Genomic DNA, 24,662 nt, shown 5'->3' on the forward strand with positions numbered 1-24,662 from the left:
ATCATAAACATAAACAATCAAAGATTATTGCCACTTCCACTTGCTTACTATGCTTCTCATTTTTGGACTAAATGATGTCAAAAAACTCTTTAAAGGCCTATCTCAAAATCTAAGAAAAGTTGCAGATAAAAATAAGGCGATGAGTTCAAGGAAGGAAAAAACCTAAAACTTTATAACACAAAGTAAAAGTTTCAGCCTATCTATCCTAGATGATTTTCTTTTTAGTCCAATACTCCCAACTCCTGCTCATCCACTTCCTACTCCTCGGGGTTTCAATTTTACAGGCTTAGTGCCATGCCAAAAGCTGTTTTTCCCTTCTTGCCAACCCGCTTACATTTTGCTACAATGATGTCAAAAATCAGTAAGGAAAAATTATGCCACAACAACTTTTTAAAGAATTTGCCCAGCTAGATCAAGTGGAAGCTATCGTTCTCGGTGGCTCTCGTGCTGGACAGCATTTTGACAAAGACTCAGACTATGATGTTTATATCTACTTGACAGGTTCCATTGCTCCCACGACTCGACGCGATATCCTCAGCAAGTACTGCTCCTACATGGAAATTGGCAATCAGTTTTGGGAACTAGAGGATGACTGTGTGTTAAAGAACAAGATCGAAATTGAGCTCATTTACCGTACACTGGATAGCTTTGATAAAGATCTGCAGACTGTCGTCCTAGATCACCAAGCTCAGAATGCCTATACTACCTGTATGTGGCACAATCTGCTTCACAGCAAAATCATCTACGACCGAAATGGTCGCTACGAGACACTTCAGAACAAGTACAGACGGCCTTATCCAGCTGAGCTGAAAAAGAATATTATTAAGAAGCAGCTCCTCTTACTCGATCAAGCCATGCCAGCTTTCTCCAAACAAATAGAAAAAGCGCTCAAGCGTCAGGACTTGCTCAGCATCAATCACCGCAGCAGTGAATTTTTTGCTTCCTATTTTGACTTGCTCTTCGCTCTAAACGAACAGACGCACCCTGGAGAAAAGAGAATGCTGGAGTTTGCAAAAACAAACTGCTCGCTATTGCCTCAGCATTTCGAAGAAAATATACAGACCTATTTTCAAAAACTCTACACTGAGCCCGCTGAAGCCATAAAGCTTATCAATCAGCTAGTGACGACCATCAAAGAAGTCATTCCTCAAGAAATTATTGGCGATTTTTAGTAATGTTGTCGGAAACTATCTATTCATTGCTACAGAAGCAAAAAAATTAGGAGTTTGAACACTAGTGTTCAAACTCCTTTTCATGCTTTTTATCAGCGATTCTTTGTATCCAAGATAATAGTCACTGGACCATCATTGATTAGTTCTACCTGCATGTCTGCCCCAAAAATCCCCGTCCGAGTTGCCACCTCCTGCTGCAAGGCAAGATTAAAGGCATCATAAAAATTGCTAGCCATCTCTGGCGGAGCAGCCTTGACAAAGGCTGGCCGATTACCTTTTTTGGTATCTGCATGCAGAGTGAACTGGGAAATCGACAAAATCTCTCCGCCAATGTCCTTGATAGACAGGTTCATTTTACCCTCAGCATCGGAAAAAATCCGCATATTGACAATCTTCCTGACTGCATAATCCATATCCTCCTGACTATCGTCAGGCCCTACGCCTACTAGGAGCAGGAGACCTTGTCCAATACTGCTGTACAGCTGCTGGTCAATGCTGACCTGAGCACGCTTCACGCGCTGAATCACTATTTTCATATCTTTTCCTTTGATTTAACGGTAACTTACAGCTCGATAATGATTTCCGAAAAGAATCAGCCATTAGTCCGCTTGACCGAGTAGACCTCCGGCACGCTCTTGATCTTATCCACCACCGTCGTCAGCATGGACAGATTAGCAATACCAAAAGAAACGTGGATATTAGCAAATTTCATATCCTTGGTTGGCTGAGCATTGACTGTTGAGATATTTTTGGTGGTATTGGACAGAACCTGCAACACATCGTTGAGGAGGCCAGAGCGGTTGAGACCGTATATATCAATGTGAGCCGTGTACTCTTTGGTCGTGTTGTTGTCTTCCCATTCCACATCAATCAGTCGCTGCTCGTAATTTTCCTGAGCCTTGAGATTCATGCAGTCCTGCCGGTGAATGGCTACACCGCGTCCTTTGGTAATATAGCCAACAATATCATCACCCGGTACAGGGTTACAGCATTTGGCAATCCGGATGAGGAGACCAGACGCCCCCTGAATAACCACACCACCTTCGTGCTTAACCTTGAGGGTGTCTTTTTTGTTTTCGACCTTGACCTCGCCGCCCTTAACCAATTCCTCCGCTTCTGCTCTGGCCTTGGCCCGTTCTTCCTCACGGCGCTCTTTTTCTGTCAAACGGTTGAAAATACTAATGGCACCAATCTCACCGAAGCCAATCGCTGCAAAAAGCGCCTCTTCAGTCTTATAGCTGGTCTTCTGCAGCACTTCTTCCATGTGCTTCTTGTCCATGTACTTATTAGCTACATAGCCATGCTCCTGAAATTGAGCCTGCAAGAGCTCTCGGCCTTTGGAAATAGACAGCTCCTTGTCTTGATTCTTAAAGAACTGACGGATTTTATTTCTGGCCTTGCTGGTCTTGACAATATTGAGCCAGTCGCGGCTCGGTCCGAAGGAGTTAGCATTGGTGATGATTTCCACCTGATCCCCTGTCCTGAGCTTGGTTGTCAGGGGCACCATGCGGCCATTGACCTTGGCTCCTGTGGCTTTCTCACCGACCTTGGTATGGATCTCATAGGCAAAGTCAATGGGACCCGAGTCCTTAGGCAGAGAACGCACCGCTCCATCTGGTGTGAAAACGTAAATTTCCTCAGCCAGATAGCTCTCCTTAACTGAGTCAACGAAATCCTTAGCATTGTTAGACTGGTCTTGCAGCTCCATCAACTCCTTGATCCAGTTCATCCCGATGGCTGATTCTTTGCTGTCTACCTGTCCCTTGACACCTTTCTTGTAAGCCCAGTGAGCCGCAACCCCATACTCAGCGACCTCATGCATTTCCTTAGTCCGAATCTGAAACTCAATCGGACCTTTGGGTCCATAAACGGTCGTATGAATAGACTGGTAACCATTGGCCTTGCGGTTGGCAATATAATCCTTGAACCGCCCCGGCATCGGCCGCCAAAGCTCATGAATGTAGCCCAGCATAGCATAAACATCACTTTGAGTATCCAAGATACAGCGAATGGCGATTAAATCATAAATCTCATCAAAACGCTTCTTCTTGTCCTGCATCTTGCGATAGATCGAGTAGATATGCTTGGGCCGGCCATAAATCTTACCGTGCAGATTGCGCTCGCCAGCATAGGTCTCAATCTTCTGAACCACCTCTTCTACCAGAGCTTCACGCTCCCGACGCTTCTCCTTCATCATGTGGGAAATTTTGTAAAATTCCACTTCATTGAGATAACGGAAAGACAAATCTTCCAGCTCCCACTTGACACTGGAAATCCCCAGGCGATGAGCCAAGGGTGCGTAAATTTCCATTGTTTCTCGAGAAATCCGCTCCTGCTTATCCTTGCGCAGATGCTTGAGCGTCCGCATATTGTGGAGACGGTCTGCCAGTTTGACCAAAATAACCCGGATATCCTCCGACATGGCCATCAGCATCTTACGGTGATTTTCTGCCAGCTGCTCCTCGTGGGATTTGTACTTGACCTTACCCAGCTTGGTAACCCCATCTACGATCACGCGCACATCAGTTCCAAACTCTCTTTCCAAATCATCCAGCGTCGCACGGGTATCCTCGACCACATCATGTAGAAAGCCGCAAGCAACCGTTACCGCGTCCAGCTTGAGCTTGGCCAAAATCCCTGCCACCTGAATAGGATGCACGATATAAGGCTCACCTGACCTGCGAAACTGCCCACTGTGACAGTCAATCGCATAGATCAAAGCTTTCTGTATAAAGGCCACATCCTCCGCAGCCAGATATTTTCTCGTAAGGGCCAATACCTGATCGCCCGTCAAATTCACTTCTTTTGGCATCTCGTCTCTCCAATTCCTGCCTACTATTTTATCACTTTTAGCCCGATATGAAAACCTAGAAGACGGTTCATATAAAAACCCGCCTTAAACGGGCGGGGTGAGGTGAAATCTAAAATTATCCAACGATAGCTTTCTGTTAAAAAACGAAGAGACTAATCTTTCTGATTCAGTGATTTCTTATATCTCTGAGAATCTTTTCCATACCATTCTTCAACAGAGTATCCTGATAGTTGTCGGTAATCTTCTAAGTATTTTTGAAGATAGTAACCTTGGAAATTGTCAACTGCTAAAGCATACCCAAAATAAATAAAGGGAAGAAAAAATATTGGAATAATGGCCTTCCCAATTGAATTAATAATTTCATCTTGTTGAATACTATCAGAATTTGGAAAAACAATACGTAAAATAATTGATATTAACATAATGAGCCCGCCGTACTTTTTAGCAAATGAAACAAAGCGATTGATGAAATCAGCCGTTGGATTTGAATAAATTCGCTGTTTATACAAAATTTCAAGTGTGTTTCTCTGGAAGCTTTGAAATAATCCAATAAAAAAGATGATGAAAAAGGAAGTATACAACACACTAGATAAAATTCCACCTAATATCATTCCTGCACCTGATATTCCTATTACTAAAAATTGCGTATAGAGGATTGTAATCATAAGATACATCCACTTATTGAAATAGTAGTAAGATAGAACTGACTGATTCTTTATTTTCCTCACATCATTTAAGTAGGAAAAAAGAATGATAAATCCTAAACAAAATACAATACCGTTTATTAAGCCTATATTCAATGAGAAAAACTGCAATTTTTTAGAACCAAGAGAAATACTTAGAAGAAAGAATAAAAATAGAAAAAATTGCATTGTAAAAAATCCCAAAATCTTTTTCCCATAACCTTTTTCATTAAAATCCTCTAGTGAAGTTTTAATATACTTGTCCGTTACTAGGTTCATACTTTCTTCTAGTGAAGCATTAAAAATCGTTTGTTTCAAAATTGTAAGTCTCCTTTTAATAAAATCATCTCAAATTTACTTTTTGAGGTGAAGAGCATTCTCATGGTCAAAGTTAATATTTAGTGTGAACTCGTGTTTCAGCCAATTAAGCATTTAACTATTTATGAATCATTCCCCTACCAAAGCTTGCAAACCTACTGATTCATCCATACCTACTGAGCTTAGTTGCTCACTTCCGCCATCTTTTTGAATTCCCATTTTCCCAACCATGCTCATACTATCATTAATGATAATATTAAACATAATTCCTCCCATCGGATTATGTTTAATGGAGCTATCATCTATTTTATAAGAGCGAATCTTCCCCTTATCCGTTAAAGCATGAGGGTCTAATTTTTTTAATTTCTTTTCTATTAAATTCTTCACTTCCTCACTGTGAACAATCCTTGTCATCTCATTATGGAATTCTTGATTTTTGTGAGTCAAGTATATTCCTCCTCCCAGACAAAGAGCTAAAAATAAACTGACAACTGATAAGATAATTTTATGTTTTTGCTTCATGAGACACTCCTACGACTATTATAATTTAGTATGTGGTATAGGTTTTGCAATTCCAATTAGAGCAAGAGGTTTTCGCTACAACTAGAATACTGAATCACTTGTCGTCACTTTCCAACAACGCCCGCAAACCAGCTGATTCAGTCATACCATCCGTACGAATTTTCCCATTCTCACCATCCATCCGAAGACCAGTCTTCCCAACCATACTTATACTATCATTAATGATAATATGAAACATAATTCCTCCCATCGGATTATGCTTAATGGAGCTATCATCAATTTTATAAGAGCGAATCTTCCCTTTGTCTGTTAACGCATTAGGATCTTTTCTTTTTAAATCTTCTTCAATCAACTCCCTCACTTCCTCACTGTGAACAATCCTGAACATTTCATTTTGAAATTCTTGATTTTTATGAGCTAGGTAGAGACCTACTCCAATGCAAACAGCCACAAACAAGCTGATAACCGATAAGATAATTTTATGTTTTTTCTTCATGTATTCACCTCTAAAAAAAGAAATCTCCTTATGACTCTTTGGCCATTACTCCCCTAGCAACTTCTGAAGACCTTTTGACCTATCCATACCAACAGTTCGTATGTCCTCATTCTCTCCATATTTTCTAAGGCCTGTTGACCCAACAATATCAGGGTCATCATTAATGATAATATCAAACATAATTCCTCCCATTGGATTATGACGAATGCTTCTATCATCAATTTTATAGGATTGAATTTTCCCCTTATCCGTTAAAGCATGAGAATCTAATTTTTTAAATTTCTTTTCTATTAGATTCTTCACTTTCTTACTGTGGACAATTCTTGTCATCTCATTCTGAAATTCATGAGTTTTATGAGCTAGGTATAGGCCTACTCCCAGCAATATCAGTACACTTATGCCAATAAGTCCCATAATCCTATTTCTTCTCTTAGACATATAAACACTCCTCAATCTCTATCAGTTTCATTATATAGTATAAACCATTTTACCAAAAGCAAAAACCCGCCTTAAACGGGCGGGTTGTGGTGAAGAAAGTGATGAACTTCTTCCTTGATAAATTGACAATAAGCGTAGACAAGGTAGCAAGTAGATGCCACACCTAAAAGGGCAACAAACAACTCAAATAAGGCAGACATAGTCATGGCGAACCTCCTCTCCTTATCAGGCAAAGAATGCAGATACGCTTCTCAGCTTAGGCAGTCTGATTTTTTCCGTTTTATTTTCCTTTCCGACTTACCTAAGTGAGTTCATCACCATTATACCAAAATACGAAAGCGGATACAAGGCAGTGAGACAGTTGTTCCTAACAATGATTTTATCAAAATAGATAACATGCTAAATTTGAAGCATCTAACGTAAGAATGTCACTGTTAACAATTTTTTATCTCCTCTTAATTTGACACAGTTTCTCTAAATGAATAAACATTGTCGTAGTTGACAGTTACTGAATAATAGTAATAATTGTCGTTTCGGTTTGAGCTTCCAAAACCTAAAATTACCTGCTCTCTTTCATTTTTGTGAAAATAATGATTGATAGTTTGATTTTGAACCGAATAATCAATATCGAAGGCCCCGTTGTTGCCATTATAACTTTGGGATTTCATAGATAAAGAAGATAGAAAAGACTGATTAATCGTTAACTTTTGAAATAAGAATCCATCAAAAGGCCATAATTCTTTCGCTTTCTCCTTATCAGAAAAGATAAATTTCCCATCTATATAATCCACCCTTATTGTTTCTTCTGGCTTTTCAGTAATATCATCAGAAGCCCGTGTCTTGGTTAACACTCCAGAAATTGTGTGATTGCTACTATCCCCTTGTAAAGACATTTCGATAAGATAAGTCCCACGTTTGATATACACTTGCTCTACTTTAAACCCATCCGGAAATTGCTTAAACAAATCAAATAGATTTTCAGTTGGATAGACGCGACTCACTTCCGCTACCTTATTCTCAATCCAATCTCGGCTGCCCCTCTTTTCTCCACATCCTATTAATCCTATCATGACTCCCCCTAAAAGTAATATTTTGAGAAAAATCCGCTTTTTCATGATATTCTCCTTGATTATTATGCTTAACAAAGTAACTTATTTCAGTCACTGTATAGTGTACCATAATTTTTTAAAGTTCTATTTTATTCTACCTCCATCTAATCATTCGCTTATCTGCTAATGTCTTCATTCAGTATTTTCAAACCAATATTAGAAAGAATGAAAGCTCTAAACTGGAAATTCCTTCTTGATGAGAGCGCTTTAATATAGTATAATATAAGTCTGAAATTCATTTTAACAAAGGAGATATTATGTCTAAATCATCCCTTCAAAAAACGGTTGTGCTTTTGAGTGCAGCGGCTCTTGCGGCAGCTGTAAATGCTGTTCAGGCTGATGAGAATGCTCCAGCAGTCACTGCTAATCCTGCCCCAGTAGAAAGCAGCGCAGCGGAAGCAAAACCAACGACTGCTGCAAATCCTACTGAAGCTACTGCGACAACAGAGAGCACGGATCCTAGCTCTGCTATTTCCCCAGAAAATGCCAGCGGAAACGCTGATGCTCTGATGGCTATGGCTCGCAATGTCGCGGCTACTGAGGATACTAAACCCGTGGAGGGACAGACTGTCGATGTTCGTATCTTGGCAACGACCGACCTCCATACCAACTTGGTCAACTACGACTACTATCAGGACAAGCCGGTGGAGACCTTAGGACTGGCTAAAACAGCCGTGCTAATCGAGAAGGCCAAGAAAGAAAATCCGAACGTCCTCTTAGTTGACAATGGCGATACCATCCAAGGAACGCCGCTTGGAACCTACAAGGCCATTGTGAATCCTGTGGAGAAGGGCGAGCAGCACCCTATGTATGCTGCTCTACAGGCTCTGGGCTTTGAAGCTGGTACGCTAGGCAATCATGAGTTCAACTACGGCCTGGACTATCTGAACCGCGTGATTGAGACAGCTGGCTTGCCTATTGTCAATGCCAATGTGCTGGATCCAGCGACTGGCAAATTCATCTATCAGCCTTACAAAATCATCGAAAAGACCTTTACGGATACTCAGGGACGCTTGACGACCGTCAAGATTGGTGTGACTGGGATTGTACCGCCGCAGATTCTCAACTGGGATAAGGCAAACCTAGAAGGAAAAGTGGTCGTTCGCGATTCTGTTGAGGCCATTCGAGACATCATTCCTGAGATGCGCAAGGCTGGTGCAGACATCACTTTGGTGCTTTCTCACTCCGGTATCGGAGATGACAAGTATGAAAAAGGCGAGGAAAATGAAGGCTATCAAATCGCCAGCCTGCCAGGTGTGGATGCTGTTGTAACGGGCCACTCTCACGCAGAATTTCCAAGCGGAAATGGAACTGGATTCTACGAAAAATACCCTGGCGTAGACGGTGTCAACGGTAAAATCAACGGCACTCCAGTAACCATGGCTGGAAAATACGGCGACCATCTGGGCGTCATTGACCTCAAGCTGAACTATACCGACGGCAAATGGAAAGTCACTGACAGCAAAGGCTCTATCCGCAAGGTAGATACCAAGTCTAATGTAGCAGATCAGCGCGTCGTTGATATTGCTAAAGAATCCCACCAAGGAACTATCAACTATGTCCGCCAGCAAGTCGGCACCACGACTGCACCAATCACTAGTTACTTCGCTCTGGTCAAAGACGATCCATCCGTGCAAATCGTCAACAATGCTCAGCTTTGGTATGCTAAGCAAGAGCTTGCTGGCACGCCTGAAGCCAATCTTCCTATCCTGTCTGCAGCAGCTCCTTTCAAGGCAGGAACTCGCGGAGATGCAACGGCCTACACAGACATTCCAGCTGGTCCTATTGCCATCAAGAACGTAGCAGACCTCTATCTCTATGATAATGTGACTGCTATCCTCAAAGTCAACGGTGCCCAGCTCAAAGAATGGTTGGAAATGTCAGCTGGCCAGTTCAATACCATTGACCCTAACAATAGCCAACCGCAAAATCTGGTCAATACTGACTACCGGACTTATAACTTTGATGTTATCGACGGTGTTACCTATGAGTTTGACATTACCCAGCCGAACAAATACGACCGCGAAGGCAAACTGGCCAACCCAAATGCCAGCCGGGTCCGTAATCTAAAATACCAAGGCAAAGAGATTGACCCCAATCAGGAATTTATCGTCGTGACCAACAACTACCGGTCTAACGGCAACTTCCCTGGTGTTCGAGAAGCCAGCCTCAATCGTCTCCTCAATCTGGAAAACCGCCAAGCTATCATCAACTATATCTTGGCTGTCAAAAATATCAATCCAAGTGCAGATCAGAACTGGCATTTCGCTGATACCATCAAGGGACTGGACCTGCGCTTCCTGACAGCTGATAAGGCCAAGAACTTGATTGGTACTGACGGAGATATCGTCTATCTAGCGGCATCAGCCCAAGAAGGATTCGGCGAATACAAATTCGTCTACGTCGCACCGAAAACTGAAGCGGTTCCTATTGAGCAACCAAGCTCTCCGACTATCGCAGTCGAAGCAACCAACCTGCAGCATAGCAAAGTAGACTTCCCTGTCTTGACTGCTGTTGACCCTAGCACGAACAAGCAAGCGTCCCACAGACAGGCAGGAGCAGAAAGGCTCCCAGCGACTGGAGAAAAGACGTCCTCTCTCGGACTCTTGGGACTTGTCATGACTGGACTTGCAGGAATCTTCGCCTTCAAAAAACGAGAAAGACAATAATTAAAAAATCAGCAGCTATTTTGGCTGCTGATTTTACTTTTTAAAGACTGTCCTTGCTCAATTCCAACAAAACACTGACTGCGGTCAAGGCATAAAGCGGAGCGGTTTCAGCTCGCAGGATACGTGGACCTAGACCAGCTGACACAGCCCCTGCTTGGCGAAAGGCTGCTATTTCATCTGGCGAGAGACCGCCCTCCGGTCCGAAGATAAAGAGCACTTTTGCGCCGGCTGCCAAGCCCGACAGAGCTCGGACTAGAACTGTAGATTCTCCTTCTTTGGCCGATTCTTCATAGGCCACGATGATGCGGTCAAAGTCTGTCAAGGCTGCCAGAAAGTCTGCCTTTTTATCAAAGAACCGAATCTCAGGAATCAGATTGCGCTTGCTCTGCTCTGCTGCTCCCTGAGCAATTTTCTCTAGCTTTTCACTCTTTTTAGCTAGCTTTTTGCCATCCCACTTGGCCACCGACCAGTCCGCTGGGAAAGCCCAGATAGCACTGGCTCCTAGCTCCGTTACCTTCTGGGTGATAAACTCTAACTTATCCCCCTTGGGAAAACCTGAAGCAATGATCACTTGAACCGGCAGCTCGGTATTGTCTGCTAGCTCTTCCAAGATTTCCAAACTCTGCTGACTGGGGTCTAGCACCCGAGCCAGTCGTTTCACGCCATCATCAAAGACCAGTGTGACTTGGTCGCCCTCTTTGAGCCGCATGACTGAAAACATATGTTTGGCCGTGTCCTTATCCGTAACCACCAGAGGGGACTGAGGATTTCCTTTTATAAAATACTGCTGCATCTAACCACCTATCACGCCTGAAATGTCCTGCGTTTTCTTAAAGACACAGGCATTCCATTCGCCCTGAATCATATGCGTTTCCAAGAAAAATCCTGCCGTTTCTGCTGACTCGCGCACCATTTCCCACTTCTCAGAAATAATCCCACTCATAATCAGATAACCCTCATCCTTGACCAGATGGTAGGCATCCTCTGTCAGATGGATGAGAATATCGGCCAAGATGTTGGCAACAATGACATCCGCCTCGATTTCTACGCCTCGGAGAAGATCACCCGGTGCCACATGGATGTTCTCCATACCTGGATTGAGCTCGATATTTTCCTGCGCCACGCGCACTGCTACCTCATCTAAATCATAGGCGTAGATGTCCTTGGCCCCCAAGAGTGAGCTAGCAATAGAGAGAACTCCGCTGCCTGTACCCACATCCAACACCGTTTCTCCGCCTCGCAAGACCTGCTCCAGCGCAAAGAGGCTCATCTTGGTCGTCGGATGAGTGCCTGTACCAAAGGCCATACCGGGGTCCAGCTTGATAATCTTCTCACCAGCTGTTCCCTCATAGTCCGTCCAGGACGGCACAATAGTCAAGTCATGGGTGATCCGAGCCGGCTCAAAGTACTTCTTCCAGTTATCCGCCCAGTCTTCCTCAGCCAGTTCCTGCCGAGTCAGCTGAATATCTCCCGTCTCCAATCCGAAACCATCCAGCTCAGCCAGTCGCTCATTGGCCTGGGCCGCAACAGCCTCTATATCCACAGAATCCGGATAGTAGCCAGTAATCTTGATTCGCTCGCTCTGCTCAACTTCTGGAAAAAGCTCACCATAGTGGTCAACCTGCCCCAGATAATCTGCGCTGTCATCGATAGCCACACCCTGACTGCCCAGTTCAATCAGAATATTCGAGGCCGCCTCCTCCGCCTCACACTTCACTTCAATCGTTAATTCCTGCCAAGTATCCATCATTAAAATACCAAGCCCGTAAAACACAAAGCCAAAATAGGAAATTCTCTGACGACGCTTGCGTATAAGAGAACTTTATCTTTTTTGACACAGTGTTTAGGGCGGGTTCAGTTTAGAAATTTAACTGAACAATCCTTTCTTTGTTTATTTCATTGTCTTCGTCATGTAAACCATATCCATGCCTTCTTTTTCGGGCTCAATATGGGTCTGATGATAGCCGTTTTTCTCATAAAAAGCGACCATGCCTTTATCTTGGAAAACCGTACACAAATCCCATTGCGTAATGGTGGAGAATGCCTCCTCAATCAGACCGAGCCCCTCAGAACCATATCCTTTGTTCTGATACTGTGGCAAAATCGCTACTGTTCCAATCCAGCCTGCTGTCTGTTCGTCATTTGTATTCAATCGAATAAAGCCCAGAATCTTCTCGCCGTCTTTGACAAAATAATAAAAACTATTGGGCCGCTCAACCAGTTTCCAGCGAATCCGCTCACGCTCCTCCAGATAGGGGTCGTATTGATCCTGATATTTCTCATAAACGGCCTTAAAACTCGCTCGCTGAATAGCAATAATGGTCTCTAAATCCTCAGCTCCTGCCCGCTCAATATAAATCATGATCGCACCTCCAAATAATCGCTCAACCTGCTCTGCAGCTGCGGAATAACCTTGTCATCAGATAAAAACTGGCTCACATCCATCATTTGATAAGCCTGCCCCTCATCGCCAAAGGCAATACTGGCAAAATCTTCCTGAGTGATGGTTCCCACCATAAAAATAGAAGTTTTGTCAGGATCAAGCATTCCTTGATATTCCTTAGCCCAGACAATGGCAGCTTCTTCAAGCTTCAAACCAAGCTCTTCAAAAACCTCTCGTTGGACGCATTCAAAAGGCGTCTCCTCACCCTCGCGGCCACCGCCCGGCAACTCCCACATATCGGGCCAAGGAATGGTTGAAATATCGTCTCGCAAGATAGTCAGTAGCTTATCATCACAGATCAAGGCGATCTTGCAGCCTGAAAATTCCATCTGTTTGTACAGCAAATCTAGTCCTTCTGCATTTTCCATAAGCGCCTCCTAGTACCTCGGATAAGGATAAAAGTCTGTCTCAGTCAAGTCAGCTCTGCCATTTTCAAAAGCCTCAGCATTCCAAGCCATCTCAAACTCTGCTGCCTCTGGATCTGCTAAGAAGTCCATGAGCGCATCGAGGCCAGACTCAGCTGTTTGGGTTAGGAAATCCACGAAATAAGCTAGAAACTCCCGTGACAGCCCTTTCTTCGGCTCATAGGGCAGGGCAGCCAGATAGTCCTCGGCCTCAAAACGAGACTTGACCGGATTATAGAAAAGCACGGCTTCCTCAAAGTAAATATCCTCAGCCGAGGCATTGCCCTCAGCATCAACCGTCTCAATCCCGCCTGGATTTTGCACCTCAAGGAGAAAGGCGACCTCGACTGCGTGATTCTTCTTGTCCCAGTTTATCTCATAGTCAAAAGGAAAGCTCTTTCCCATTTCCTCGTCCAATATCTCCAAAAAACCGTACTTAGCCATGATTTCCTCTTTTCATTGTGATAAAATATTACTATCTACAATAGTAACACAAAAAGCCAAGAAAAACACTTGCAGAAAGGAAATCTTATGCCAGAAAACCTAGCCCTGCGCATGCGGCCTACTGACATTGATCAGATTATCGGCCAGCAACATCTGGTCGGACCTGGAAAAATCATCCGCCGCATGGTTGAAGCCAACCGCCTGTCCTCGATGATTCTGTATGGGCCACCCGGCATCGGCAAGACCTCCATCGCCTCGGCTATTGCCGGCACAACCAAGTTCGCCTTTCGGACCTTTAACGCCACCGTAGATAGCAAGAAGCGCCTGCAAGAAATCGCTGAGGAGGCTAAGTTTTCCGGCGGACTGGTGCTCCTGCTAGATGAAATTCACCGCTTGGACAAGACCAAGCAAGACTTCCTGCTACCGCTATTAGAAAGCGGTCTAGTCATCATGATTGGAGCGACGACAGAAAATCCTTTCTTTTCTGTCACCCCTGCTATCCGAAGCCGGGTTCAGATATTTGAGCTAGAGCCCCTCAGCAATGACGACATCCGAACGGCCATTCAGCTAGCCTTGACGGATAAGGAACGAGGATTTGATTTCCCAGTGGAACTAGATGATGAAGCTCTGGATTTTATTGCCATCTCTACTAACGGAGACTTGCGCTCCGCTTATAATTCACTGGACCTAGCCGTACTCTCTACCCCAGAAAATGGCAAGGGTATTCGCCACATCACGCTCGATGTGATGGAAAACAGCCTGCAAAAGAGCTATATCACCATGGATAAGGATGGAGACGGCCATTACGATGTTCTCTCTGCCCTGCAGAAGTCCATCCGCGGCTCCGATGTCAATGCCAGTCTCCACTACGCAGCCCGCCTCGTTGAGGCAGGAGACCTGCCTAGCCTAGCTCGACGCTTGACCGTTATCGCTTACGAAGATATTGGTCTGGCAAATCCTAACGCTCAAGTCCATACCGTCACAGCTCTAGAAGCAGCTCAGCGGATCGGCTTTCCTGAAGCTCGCATCCTTATTGCCAATATTGTTATTGATCTGGCTCTATCGCCCAAGTCCAACTCAGCCTACCTAGCCATGGACAAGGCCTTAGCTGACTTACGAAAGAATGGAAACCTCCCCATTCCCCGCCACTTACGCGACGGACACTATGCCGGCAGCAAGGAATTGGGCAACGCACAGGACTATCTCTACCCTCACTCCTATCCTGGCAATTGGGTCAAGCAGGACTATCTGCCCGACAAGATAAAAGACGCCAATTATTTCACTTATACTGAGAATGGCAAATACGAGCGGGCCCTTGGAATGACCAAGGATAAGATTGACGACTTAAAAAAATGATGACATCGTTTGCAAAAAATCACATTTTTCTCTTGAATTTTTCAAAATTTATGGTATTATAATTATAGAAACGCTGTGGTGTACGACTTCACACTTAAGTGTTGACCGACTATTTTTTGTATTATTAGGGAAACAAAAGACTTCTAACAGCATGCAAGCCGTGTCACGCGGAAGCAGCTTCAGTTAGAGCGAGTTGCCCACCTGCTTAATTGCGCGGGTTCAATACAAATCGTGAAGGTCCGGCACCAATACAGCTTTTTCTATTGCCTCCTTAGCTCAGCTGGCAGAGCAGCGGACTCTTAATCCGTGGGTCGCAGGTTCGATCCCTGCAGGGGGCATAGAAATAGATAAGAAAAAGCCTTGGTTTCAGGGCTTTTTTGTTTGTACTTTTATTGGTTATTCGAATCTTTCTCAATTTTAAAACGTATATCACAGCTTCCCTTCCTCTATCTCTTTTAAAAATCTTGTCATATAGTTCAAGTGTCCTTTATTTGTATGTACATTAGCATCTAGGTATTCCAAGCATTTCCTAGCTCTAGGAGTGACTGAATATAGAGCCTTTACCTTTTCCCTCATTTCTAATGCCTCTAATACCAGCTCTTCATCTTTCTTTGCTTCTTCTTGGGATTGCTTCAATTCTGATTGTTTTAGATCCTTTAATACCTTTACTTTTTCAGCAAGATCTGTTAAATTACTCAGCTTTTCTTCATATTCGCTTCTTATATTGTTTCCTTGTTGTTGTAGCCATTTTTTTAATTCTTCATAGCTCTCATAAAGGTTCTTCCGTTTTAGCAGCTTCATTTCCTCTTCTCTTTGGAGCCGCTCCTCCTCTAATTTCCTTTCCTCTTCTAACTTATTTTTCCGTTCAATTTCCTCTTGTTCCCGCAACCGAGCAAGCCTATCCTCTTCTTTTTGTTTAGCAATTCTATTCCTCTTCTCAGCCTCCTGCTCCTCTTGCTTCGCCTCCTCTCTCCACTGTTTCAATTTTTCTTTGTAGCTTTCAATATCAAATATTTCATTGAGTTCTGGATGAAGATAATCATTTATGACATAAATGATACGCTCAATCTTATTATACGCCAACTGACGTTCCTCATTTTTTCTGCTTAAAGCCATTTTAAAAAGAATATAATCGTTCCATGGATTAAACTCATTTTCTTTATCCTCTTTAAAATAACCCTTACTATAAAAATCTTCCAGCATCTCTTCATCCATCACTTCACGAAGATCTTCAAACTTTAGATTCTTTTTTAATTTATAAGTTTTTTCTGCTCTCTTTATACTTTTAGTTAGTTCTTCATTTTCAAACTTCTCAATACAGGAAGAACCGATTGGAGAAAGCTCTATACCAGAGCCATCATTCCTAGTAATAGCAAATACTTTCTTGAGGCTTTTATGACCACATAAACAACTTTGTTTTCTATCAGCATCAATTTTTACAAGTTCTGCTTTTGTCCACTCCATTTTTGCCTCTTCCCAATTATCCGCAATACTCAGTTCAACAACTGTCTCTTTCAATAGTTCCTCTGACATTTTTATATCTCCTTATTCCAAATGTTGGTTCCTCAAATTGAGTGAATCTTTTCCTCAGATTTCTAGTACAAGTATAACAGAAAAGAAGATAATTGAAAACGCATACATATAATCCTCTAGAAAATTTCCACAAAAAATCCCCTTCCTTTAGATAAAAAGAAAGGAGGGGCATCACATAGAAAAAACTACGAGAGAAGACTAAAACAAAATAAGTTTGACGAAAACCTGATAAAGATGATCACACACCGAGCATATTCCTAAGGATGTCTTATAATTTTTTTGGTTTAGGAATTAAGAAAGATTATATATATCAAGTTTTGATGTACTTCACGCTTGCACATCAAAGCGGCCTTCCCCGTAGTTCTGAGCAACTAATTTGTTCTAGGAAACATCTTAGTTGCTTTTTATTTTAAAACAACTATATTACGGAACATCACAGTCTTGATTAACAAAAGGATACAAGATAGTGACTGATTGTAAAAAAAGCACTTTTTTGCTTTCTAAAAAACGGCTACTGCTAATCCGGGTTTGGAGTAAAAAATCTCTGTCCCTTAAGGGAACAGAGATGAAATTTATTTCTTCTTCGCACGGAAGACAATGAAGCCTACCAAGCCTACTAGAGCTACTCCAGCAGCAATCATGATCCAGCTAGCATTCTCACCCGCTTTAGGGAGAACTTTCTTGGTTCCAACATTAGAGGCATTTCCTCCGCCAGTACCATTATCTGATTCGATGATCACAACAGTGCTTCCTGTAGTGCTGCTTGAGCTAGAAGTCGTGCTACTGCTACTTGAGCTAGAGCTGGAACTACTACTGCTGCTCTTAGAGCTATTGTCCGAGCTAGGTTTCGGCGGCTGCGGAACTCCTGGAACTGGTGTATTGGTAATGTTCATACCATCAACAGTAGCTGTATAACCATAAACACGGTCTTCAGTAACTGAGTAGACAATATCTTTTCCATCTTCACCAGTCGCTGGCAAGTCAGTGAACTCATACTTCCACTCACCCTTATCATTCGGACCAACTTCTTTATGAGCGACTTCGGCGCCATTTGCATAGAGACGAACGGTAATCTTGTCTGGACGTTTGCCATCTTTATCATTGTCATCATTCCAAGTCTTGGTACCTGAAGCGGTAATCAATGCCTTACGGTTGGTAAAGTCTTTGTAAATAATACCAGAACCATAATTCTTGAGCTGAGCGGCATTGACCTGAATCTCTTCATCTGACAGTTGGTAACCTTCTGGTGCCTTGGTTTCCTTAATCAGATAATGCTCCTTAATCAAGTTGCTGAAAGAAGCAATCCCATTAGCATCACTGGTTGCTTTTTGAACAATTGTCACACCATCTTCATCGTATAATGTGAATTCAGCACCTGCTAGGGCTTTACCAGCTTCGTCTTTTTTAGTCACCTGCACACCATAGACATCTCCATGTGCATAGCCGTTTGCACGTTGGTAGCGGACAGCAACCGAAGATTTTTGCTCTTCAATATTATCTGCTCGCATGATTGCTTCGTTCGGGAAGAGTGTTCCATCAGCCGGAACTGTAGGGAAGTTGACACGATAGCGAACATAGAAGCCTTCATTGGCACCGATATGCCCCATGTTAATGGTAAAGGAACGCTTGTCAGCAGCAAGATTAATCGTATAATTTGCTGTCACATCCTCGCGTTGCTGACTTAGTCGGTAAGAGTTATCAGCTGGGTCAACAATCCATGAGCCTTTAAGAATTTGGAAGCTATTGAGATCAATTTCTCCAGTATTAAAGCCCAGAGTATCTGAAATAACAACATTATCCAATTCTTGATTTTGTTGGTTGATATTCAGACTGTAAGTAATGCTCTTGATATTATCCGCATTATTCCAGCCGTATTTTATGAAAGTATAAGGAGTTGCTTGGCCAGGAAGACCTTTGTAGTCAATTTTTCCATATTCAACAATCTTCTTGCCAACGATAAGTTTCAGAGGAATAGAGCCTTTATCTCTGGCTACTGTATGATCAACCCGAGCTAAGAGATGAACTTTCCCTTCAATATGAGAGCGAGTCAGGACATAGTCTGTATAGGTCAGTGTAAGCTGCTTAGAGCTTGCATCAACAACAGCTGTCGCTACGAGATTGCCGTCATCATCTTTGACCTCAAAATCAGCCCCCTCCAAGGCAAATTCAGCAGGAAGTCCAATGGTCGTAGTATCTCCTGGCTGAACCTTGCCATAATTAAAGGCAAAGTTTGCGTCAATTTGGAATTTTTCCCAAGGGGAAAGGCCGTCAGTCAGTTCTTCACCCTTTTGATTGTAAACATTTACTGACGTGATAACATCGTCTACCGTGTTAGCTCTGGCAGATTGACTGCTAGAAAACAGGCTAAAGAGGAGCACAAAGACTACTGAGAAAAAGCGCGCAATAGTATGAGATATTCTTTTCATAAATAATCCCTCCGTTTTTTTCCTTTTTTCCTTTTTATCGAACATGTAAAAATATTAAAATTCCTTTACATTTCCAATATACTACATATATTAGACTAGCATACGATTGACTATAAGTCAACTATTTACCTTTACCAGTTCAGTTTTTGTCGACAATGTGTAAACCAGTTTATTTCTCCAAAAACCTTGTCATAAAAGAATTGAAAACCGTTTCCTCCGTCATCTTCTTGTATTTTCTTGAAACAAAAATGTAATATTTTGTCACATAATAAATGAACAAATATGAATTATATGACCATAAATATTCATATATATAAATTTGTTTTTAAAAGTAAGCATAATTATTAATGCTTGCTAGATAACTAGTCACAATAAAAAAACTGAACAAAGCTGCTCAGTTTTCTAATTGATAAATGTAAGACAAAGATTATATCTAATTTGTAGAAATATATAATCTCATTATTTTCTACATCATACCGCCCATCATGCCTGGATCCATAGCTGGAGCTGGGCTAGCTGGTTCTGGTTGATTAGCTACTACTGCTTCGGTTGTCAAGATAAGACTAGCAACAGAAGCGGCATTTTGCAAGGCTGAACGAGTCACCTTAACTGGGTCAATGATTCCAGCCTCAATCATGTTAACCCATTCGCCAGTCGCGGCATTAAAGCCTGTACCAACTTCAGAGTTTTTCAGACGGTCAATGACGATTGAACCTTCAAAGCCTGCATTCAGAGCGATTTGACGAACAGGCTCTTCCAAGGCGCGAAGAACGATGTTGCGGCCAGTTGCTTCATCCCCTGCCAACTCAAGACCTGCAACAGCGTCCAGTACGTTGATATAGGCAGTACCACCACCTGATACAATTCCTTCTTCTACCGCTGCACGGGTTGCGTTAAGGGCATCTTCGATGCGGAGTTTCATTTCTTTGAGTTCTGTTTCGGTTGCAGCTCCAACCTTAATCACAGCTACACCACCAGACAATTTAGCCAGACGTTCTTGCAGTTTTTCACGGTCAAATTCAGAAGTGCTGCTTTCAATCTGTGACTTAATAACTGCCACACGGTTAGCAATGGCTTCAGGATTGCCTGAACCTTCTACAATCACAGTGCTGTCCTTATCAACAGTGACTTTAGAAGCTTGTCCAAGCGCTTCAATCGTAGCGTCTTTGAGCTCTAGACCAAGGTCATCTGTAATCACTGTACCGCCTGTCAAAATAGCGATGTCTTCCAACATAGCCTTACGACGATCGCCAAAGCCTGGTGCCTTAACAGCTACGACATTAAAGGTTCCGCGAATCTTGTTAAGAACCAGCGTTGGTAGAGCTTCACCATCTACATCATCTGCGACAATCAAGAGCGGACGATTAGTTTTCAAGATATTTTCCAATAAAGGAAGAATCTCTTGAATGTTAGAAATTTTCTTGTCAGTAATCAAGATGTAAGGATTGTCCAGTTCGGCTACCATTTTTTCATTGTCGGTTACCATATATTGAGACAAGTAGCCACGGTCAAACTGCATTCCCTCAACTACATCCAGTTCCGTTTCCATCCCTTTGGACTCTTCGATGGTAATAACTCCGTCATTTCCAACTTTTTCCATAGCTTCAGAGATGTACTCGCCGACTTTCTCGCTGCGGGAAGATACGGCAGCAACCTGAGCAATAGCTTCCTTGTTGGAAACTGGTACTGAGTTAGATTTCAGGGCTTCAACAGCTGTTGCAACGGCTGCTTCAATTCCACGGCGGATACCGATTGGATTAGCACCAGCTGTAACATTCTTAATTCCCTCGCGAACGATGGCCTGTGTTAAAACAGTTGCTGTTGTTGTTCCGTCACCAGCAATATCATTGGTTTTTGAAGCAACTTCTGACACTAGCTTAGCGCCCATATTTTCAAAATGGTCTTCCAGTTCGATTTCCTTGGCAATGGTTACACCGTCATTGGTGATAAGGGGTGAGCCAAAGGATTTTTCCAAAACGACATTGCGGCCTTTAGGACCCAAAGTCACCTTGACAGTATTTGCTAAGATGTCAACTCCACGAACCATACTGCTTCTTGCATCTGCTGAAAATTTAATATCTTTTGCCATTTTATTATTCCTCTCTTCTAATCTTACTCGACAACTGCTAGAATATTGGCTTCACTGACTAAGAGATAAGCTTCATCTCCGTCCTTGACTTCCACGCCTGCGTGATTTTCTACGAGAACCTTATCCCCTTCCTTGACACTCAGGGCTACCAGCTCACCGTTCAAAGTACGAATACCTTGACCGACTGCTACAACTTCAGCTGTCTTAGTCGCTGCTTGGCCGTTGCCCGCAATGACAAATCCGCCAACTTTCTGCTCTTTTTCTTCTACTTTCAAGACCACACGGTCTCCTAATGGTTTTAACATAGTTTTCCTCCAAAGATTGAATTTTTAGCACTCTAAACTATCGAGTGCTAATCTATAGTTATTATTTTATCACTTGGTCAGAAATAGTCAAGAAAAAAACCGGCTAGATGAAAGAAAAATTTTATTTTTTTGCTTTACTTGCTCCTAAAGTCAAAAAAATAAAAAACAAGTCCGAGCTAAAATCATCTCAGACTTGTCTTTAGGGGGAGAAATGTCTATCTTGCAAGTTTTAGTTTTGCTTCAAAATCATCAATCACTTTTTGCAGATTTAGGCGCCCTCTATAGATCCCATAGCCAAACAAAAGCATGGCTAAGATTCCTAGTAGAGCTAGGACGATTCCTGCAATCAGTGCTAGGAGATTGGTCTCATGAAAGAGATAAATCAGAACAAGACCGATGCTGGCAATGGCAAAGAAGAGACTGAACCAGCGTCCTAGATTTTCAATCATATGCTTCTGGTAGTGAATTTCTGTTTCATAGCCTTGAATCAATTCTTGTTCTGTCATGATCTTCTCCGTTCTTTCTTTTACTCTGCTCAAACAAATTTGTATTAGACTAGCTGCAAATCGGACTTACTGCCAGCCTAAAATTGAGCGAGAATTAGTATTTAAGTTGAGGGTCAAAGATGCCAAGCGCTACACCAATCAAAGCAATGACAACCAAGAGGAGCATAACGAGGTTTGGTGATACTTTTTTCTTGGCCATCAGCCACCAACAAAGGGTGATAAAGCCAGCTGTTAAGAGACCTGGATAAACACCATCAATCTTTTCTTGCAACTTCAGGAAAGCTTCGCCATCAGCATTTTTCAGCTCTAATGAAGTCGTTACAGATACCCAAGTTGCAGCAACTGCCCCGATAACCATACCACCAATGACACTGATTGCCTTACGAAGCGCCTGTCCTTTAGGTCCTACAAGGAATTCAACCGCCTTGTCCCCTAATTCATAGCCTTTGAAGTAGGCAAAGCGCATACCTCCATAGATGAGAACATTCCAGACAAGAATGTAGAAGAGAGCGCCGATAGGATTTCCACCTTTCGAGAGGCCAAGGGCAATCCCCAGCAGAACTGGAATCAAAGTTCCAACCACCAAAGAGTCACCGATACCCGCGATAGGTCCCATGAGACCGGCACGCATACCATTGATAGTTTCGCCATCAACAGCGTCACCATTGGCACGCGCTTCTTCCAAACCAGCTGTAATCCCCACTACCAAAGCTCCGAGCTGAGGTTCTGTGTTGAAGAAAGCCGTATAGGTCTGCATAGCTTCTTTCTGCTCTGCTTTGTCTTTGTAGAGTTCTTCCACGATTGGCAGCATAGAGGTCAAGTAGCCGAAAGTCTGCATGTGCTCTTGAGAGAAGCAAGTCAAATGACCATAGTACCAATGGTGGAATGATTTCGCTAAAGTCTTTTTAGTTATTTTCTTTCTTTCAGCCATCTTAGATATCCTCCTCATCGTCATCAAAGTCAGCTCCACCAGCCGGTGCGGTTACTCGAGCTGATTTGATTACTTCCAATTCATAGTAAATTACTGCAAAAATCAATGAAACAACTGCACTGGCAACCAAATTAAGACCAAGTGACTTAGCCAAGGTGAAGCCCACAAAGAATGGGATAAAGTCAGCAGCCTTGGTAACGATTTGTTTCAAAAGAATGGCAATACCGACACATGGGAGAAGAGCTCCGACTGTAAAGAGGGATTTCATGATGAAGCCATCCATTGGCAGATGGGTTTTCATCAGTTCAACCATATTCGGACCAAACTTCGTGATGATCATGGTTGGAAGGAAAGAGAAGACAAAGTGGGAAATCCAAGGATAGACCCAGTCAACAGCGTAAAGCTTTTTGAATTCGCCTTTTTCAACAGCTTTCCAGCCAATGTGCTGCCAAAGCAAGTTTGTAGTAGCTGTTCCATAGAAGAGAACTGTACCGATAGTACCAACTGCTGCTCCGATTGGTGCAGCTGCTGCAGCGATAGCAGATTCAGAGGTGATGCCTTTAGAGTGAACAAACAAGATTGCGAGAGGAATCCCAATGTAAGAGATCGCCCGCACGTCAGCGGAAACTGTACCACCTGGTGTTACCAGAGCGATATAGAGGACCTGAAGGGCTACCCCAACCATAATCCCTGTTTTTAAATCTCCAAGAATCAACCCGCTAATCAAACCTCCGACCAGAGGACGTCCCAGAGTGTAGTTACCAATACTAGAACCACCCATACCAGGCATAGAAGCTAAACTAGCAAAAAGACCCAGTAAAGCGGCTTGCAGCCAAGAAATTGTCATAATAGACTCTCCTTTTCATTATTGTAATTAAAAACCAAATTTAGACTTGAAATCGCTCCAGTAACCAATGGAAACATCTGGTAAGAGCTGGAATTTGACTTTGTAGCCTGCTTTTTCAATCGCCTCAATCGCTTCTGCCTCTTCCTGAGTGATGGACTGGTTGTTGCCCAGCTTAACAGCTCCCGGACGGTCATTAGCAGGACCGACGATGATTTCCTTAACATCCCCAGGTACAAAACCTTGGTCCACTAATATTTCCTTCATGTCCACAGGATTTTTTGTAATGAGGAAATAGCGGCTGTCTGACTCGGTGACCTTGCCTGATTTTTCCTTGAAGGCTTCCTTGGTCCAAACAAAAGTCTTCTTGTCAGAAGCTCCCTTGTAGGCCTGAATCAAAACCTTGTTTCCTGCCGCAGCATTATTAACTGCAATCAAGCCATCACAAGGGTATTCCTTAGCCCAGCGAGTGACTGTTTGACCGTGGATCATGCGGTCGTCAATCCGTACAAATGATACTGTCATCTTTAAAATCTCCTTTTATCTTTTATAATGTATAGCGGAAGCACTAAATGTCGTCTTCATCTTCGTCAGCTACATCGCTTACGACTTCAAATTCCTGCAAAGCAGCTGTGGCCTCGGAAAGGATAGCCTGAGCCAGCTCTTTTCCGTCTAAGATGTCTTTCATAACCAAGCCAGTCAGTCCCATAGTCAGGTTCAAACCGCCCAAGATAACTGCTGAGTCGAGCTTACCCATGTCAGCTAAGACGCTAGCTGCTGTCGTCAGAGGACTGCCTCCTACAATATCGGCCAGCACTAAGACACTGTCATCAGCGCTTAAGCCAGCCAAGGCCTGAGTAAAATCAACTGCAAAATCATCAACTGACTCGCCTTCCTGAAGACCGACCGCAATCACCTGATCCGTCTTATCTCCGGCAAACATCTTCAAGGAACTCTGCACGCCTGCAGCCAGTCCCCCATGGCTGACCAGTACAAGGTATTTCATCTTTACTGCCTCCTTTATCCTTCAACTTCTTAGCCAAGTCAGGCTTTAGATGACGAAGGATTTATTGATGATTTTATTGTACAAGATTTGTAATCGGTTTCATATTGTCAAATGTCATTTTGCCCAGATGACATTTGTTAGGAAAAATATGACAAT

General features: G+C 43.0%; 24 protein-coding genes and 1 tRNA gene. 4 read left to right on the forward strand and 21 right to left on the reverse strand.

Annotation, left to right across the window (positions count from 1 at the left end; genetic code table 11):
• Window positions 1-374 precede the first annotated feature (374 nt).
• The gene (locus tag J1C91_RS10355; RefSeq protein WP_125438521.1) at window positions 375-1,172 is read left to right on the forward strand and encodes a nucleotidyltransferase domain-containing protein; all 798 of its coding nucleotides are present in this window, start codon (window positions 375-377) and stop codon (window positions 1,170-1,172) included.
• A 92-nt stretch (window positions 1,173-1,264) separates the two neighbouring features.
• On the opposite strand, the gene dtd is transcribed toward J1C91_RS10355, so the two are convergent.
• The 7 genes from dtd to J1C91_RS10390 form a co-directional block, all read right to left on the reverse strand.
• Window positions 1,265-1,708: a D-aminoacyl-tRNA deacylase gene (gene dtd / locus J1C91_RS10360; protein WP_002901639.1), complete on the reverse strand. Its 444-nt coding sequence runs from the start codon at window positions 1,706-1,708 to the stop codon at window positions 1,265-1,267.
• Window positions 1,709-1,764: 56 nt separating this feature from the next.
• Window positions 1,765-3,984, reverse strand: coding sequence for a RelA/SpoT family protein (locus J1C91_RS10365; protein ID WP_002901641.1), 2,220 nt, complete (start codon window positions 3,982-3,984; stop codon window positions 1,765-1,767).
• Between the two features lie 152 nt (window positions 3,985-4,136).
• A complete protein-coding gene (locus tag J1C91_RS10370) occupies window positions 4,137-4,985 on the reverse strand; it encodes a hypothetical protein (RefSeq protein WP_032912550.1) in 849 nt (282 codons plus the stop codon).
• Between the two features lie 129 nt (window positions 4,986-5,114).
• Window positions 5,115-5,507, reverse strand: a complete 393-nt coding sequence (locus J1C91_RS10375) for a DUF1310 family protein (RefSeq protein ID WP_125438526.1) — start codon at window positions 5,505-5,507, stop codon at window positions 5,115-5,117.
• 94 nt (window positions 5,508-5,601) lie between these two features.
• Window positions 5,602-6,003: a DUF1310 family protein gene (locus J1C91_RS10380; protein WP_002907404.1), complete on the reverse strand. Its 402-nt coding sequence runs from the start codon at window positions 6,001-6,003 to the stop codon at window positions 5,602-5,604.
• A 45-nt stretch (window positions 6,004-6,048) separates the two neighbouring features.
• On the reverse strand, window positions 6,049-6,441 hold the full coding sequence (locus tag J1C91_RS10385; protein WP_002907405.1) for a DUF1310 family protein: 393 nt from the start codon (window positions 6,439-6,441) through the stop codon (window positions 6,049-6,051).
• A 455-nt stretch (window positions 6,442-6,896) separates the two neighbouring features.
• Entirely contained in the window at window positions 6,897-7,556 is a 660-nt protein-coding gene (locus J1C91_RS10390) for a hypothetical protein (RefSeq protein WP_125438529.1), read from the reverse strand.
• Window positions 7,557-7,807: 251 nt separating this feature from the next.
• Between J1C91_RS10390 and J1C91_RS10395 the strand changes: the two genes are divergently transcribed.
• A complete protein-coding gene (locus J1C91_RS10395) occupies window positions 7,808-10,219 on the forward strand; it encodes a bifunctional 2',3'-cyclic-nucleotide 2'-phosphodiesterase/3'-nucleotidase (RefSeq protein WP_002910795.1) in 2,412 nt (803 codons plus the stop codon).
• A 40-nt stretch (window positions 10,220-10,259) separates the two neighbouring features.
• Here the strand turns inward: J1C91_RS10395 and J1C91_RS10400 are convergent, their stop codons facing one another.
• From J1C91_RS10400 to J1C91_RS10420, 5 genes are all read right to left on the reverse strand, one after another.
• Window positions 10,260-11,012 carry a 16S rRNA (uracil(1498)-N(3))-methyltransferase gene (locus tag J1C91_RS10400; RefSeq protein WP_002910796.1) on the reverse strand — a complete coding sequence of 251 codons (753 nt, stop codon included), beginning with the start codon at window positions 11,010-11,012 and terminating at the stop codon, window positions 10,260-10,262.
• On the reverse strand, window positions 11,013-11,966 hold the full coding sequence (prmA, locus tag J1C91_RS10405; RefSeq protein ID WP_032912652.1) for a 50S ribosomal protein L11 methyltransferase: 954 nt from the start codon (window positions 11,964-11,966) through the stop codon (window positions 11,013-11,015). It abuts the gene before it with no gap.
• A 144-nt stretch (window positions 11,967-12,110) separates the two neighbouring features.
• Window positions 12,111-12,581 carry a GNAT family N-acetyltransferase gene (locus tag J1C91_RS10410; protein ID WP_002910799.1) on the reverse strand — a complete coding sequence of 157 codons (471 nt, stop codon included), beginning with the start codon at window positions 12,579-12,581 and terminating at the stop codon, window positions 12,111-12,113.
• A complete protein-coding gene (locus J1C91_RS10415) occupies window positions 12,578-13,030 on the reverse strand; it encodes an NUDIX hydrolase (RefSeq protein ID WP_002910800.1) in 453 nt (150 codons plus the stop codon). Before J1C91_RS10415 ends, J1C91_RS10410 begins: the two co-directional genes overlap by 4 nt.
• Before the next feature lie 9 nt (window positions 13,031-13,039).
• On the reverse strand, window positions 13,040-13,510 hold the full coding sequence (locus tag J1C91_RS10420) for a DUF3013 family protein (RefSeq protein ID WP_002910801.1): 471 nt from the start codon (window positions 13,508-13,510) through the stop codon (window positions 13,040-13,042).
• An 87-nt stretch (window positions 13,511-13,597) separates the two neighbouring features.
• Here J1C91_RS10420 and J1C91_RS10425 point away from each other — a divergent pair, with 87 nt between their 5' ends.
• Together J1C91_RS10425 and J1C91_RS10430 are read left to right on the forward strand one after the other, a co-directional pair.
• Complete coding sequence (locus J1C91_RS10425) at window positions 13,598-14,866, forward strand: replication-associated recombination protein A (protein ID WP_002910802.1); 1,269 nt, start codon at window positions 13,598-13,600, stop codon at window positions 14,864-14,866.
• A 265-nt stretch (window positions 14,867-15,131) separates the two neighbouring features.
• Window positions 15,132-15,204: transfer RNA gene (locus J1C91_RS10430), tRNA-Lys, on the forward strand.
• A 91-nt stretch (window positions 15,205-15,295) separates the two neighbouring features.
• On the opposite strand, the gene J1C91_RS10435 is transcribed toward J1C91_RS10430, so the two are convergent.
• The 9 genes from J1C91_RS10435 to J1C91_RS10475 form a co-directional block, all read right to left on the reverse strand.
• Window positions 15,296-16,399 carry a hypothetical protein gene (locus tag J1C91_RS10435; protein WP_002910804.1) on the reverse strand — a complete coding sequence of 368 codons (1,104 nt, stop codon included), beginning with the start codon at window positions 16,397-16,399 and terminating at the stop codon, window positions 15,296-15,298.
• 572 nt (window positions 16,400-16,971) lie between these two features.
• The gene (locus J1C91_RS10440; RefSeq protein ID WP_032912551.1) at window positions 16,972-18,825 is read right to left on the reverse strand and encodes a Cna B-type domain-containing protein; all 1,854 of its coding nucleotides are present in this window, start codon (window positions 18,823-18,825) and stop codon (window positions 16,972-16,974) included.
• Between the two features lie 466 nt (window positions 18,826-19,291).
• Window positions 19,292-20,914: a chaperonin GroEL gene (groL, locus tag J1C91_RS10445; RefSeq protein ID WP_002896724.1), complete on the reverse strand. Its 1,623-nt coding sequence runs from the start codon at window positions 20,912-20,914 to the stop codon at window positions 19,292-19,294.
• Between the two features lie 23 nt (window positions 20,915-20,937).
• Entirely contained in the window at window positions 20,938-21,219 is a 282-nt protein-coding gene (gene groES / locus J1C91_RS10450; protein ID WP_002898579.1) for a co-chaperone GroES, read from the reverse strand.
• A gap of 215 nt (window positions 21,220-21,434) precedes the next feature.
• Window positions 21,435-21,725: a hypothetical protein gene (locus J1C91_RS10455; protein ID WP_002901670.1), complete on the reverse strand. Its 291-nt coding sequence runs from the start codon at window positions 21,723-21,725 to the stop codon at window positions 21,435-21,437.
• 94 nt (window positions 21,726-21,819) lie between these two features.
• Window positions 21,820-22,674, reverse strand: a complete 855-nt coding sequence (locus tag J1C91_RS10460) for a PTS system mannose/fructose/sorbose family transporter subunit IID (RefSeq protein WP_002896727.1) — start codon at window positions 22,672-22,674, stop codon at window positions 21,820-21,822.
• The gene (locus tag J1C91_RS10465) at window positions 22,658-23,503 is read right to left on the reverse strand and encodes a PTS mannose/fructose/sorbose/N-acetylgalactosamine transporter subunit IIC (protein ID WP_002896728.1); all 846 of its coding nucleotides are present in this window, start codon (window positions 23,501-23,503) and stop codon (window positions 22,658-22,660) included. Before J1C91_RS10465 ends, J1C91_RS10460 begins: the two co-directional genes overlap by 17 nt.
• Before the next feature lie 27 nt (window positions 23,504-23,530).
• Entirely contained in the window at window positions 23,531-24,025 is a 495-nt protein-coding gene (locus tag J1C91_RS10470; protein ID WP_002896729.1) for a PTS system mannose/fructose/N-acetylgalactosamine-transporter subunit IIB, read from the reverse strand.
• A gap of 43 nt (window positions 24,026-24,068) precedes the next feature.
• Window positions 24,069-24,506, reverse strand: a complete 438-nt coding sequence (locus J1C91_RS10475; protein WP_002903468.1) for a PTS sugar transporter subunit IIA — start codon at window positions 24,504-24,506, stop codon at window positions 24,069-24,071.
• Window positions 24,507-24,662 lie beyond the last annotated feature (156 nt).

It is taken from the genome of Streptococcus sanguinis (genome assembly GCF_050222175.1).
Taxonomy (GTDB): Bacteria; Bacillota; Bacilli; order Lactobacillales; family Streptococcaceae; genus Streptococcus; species Streptococcus sanguinis_M.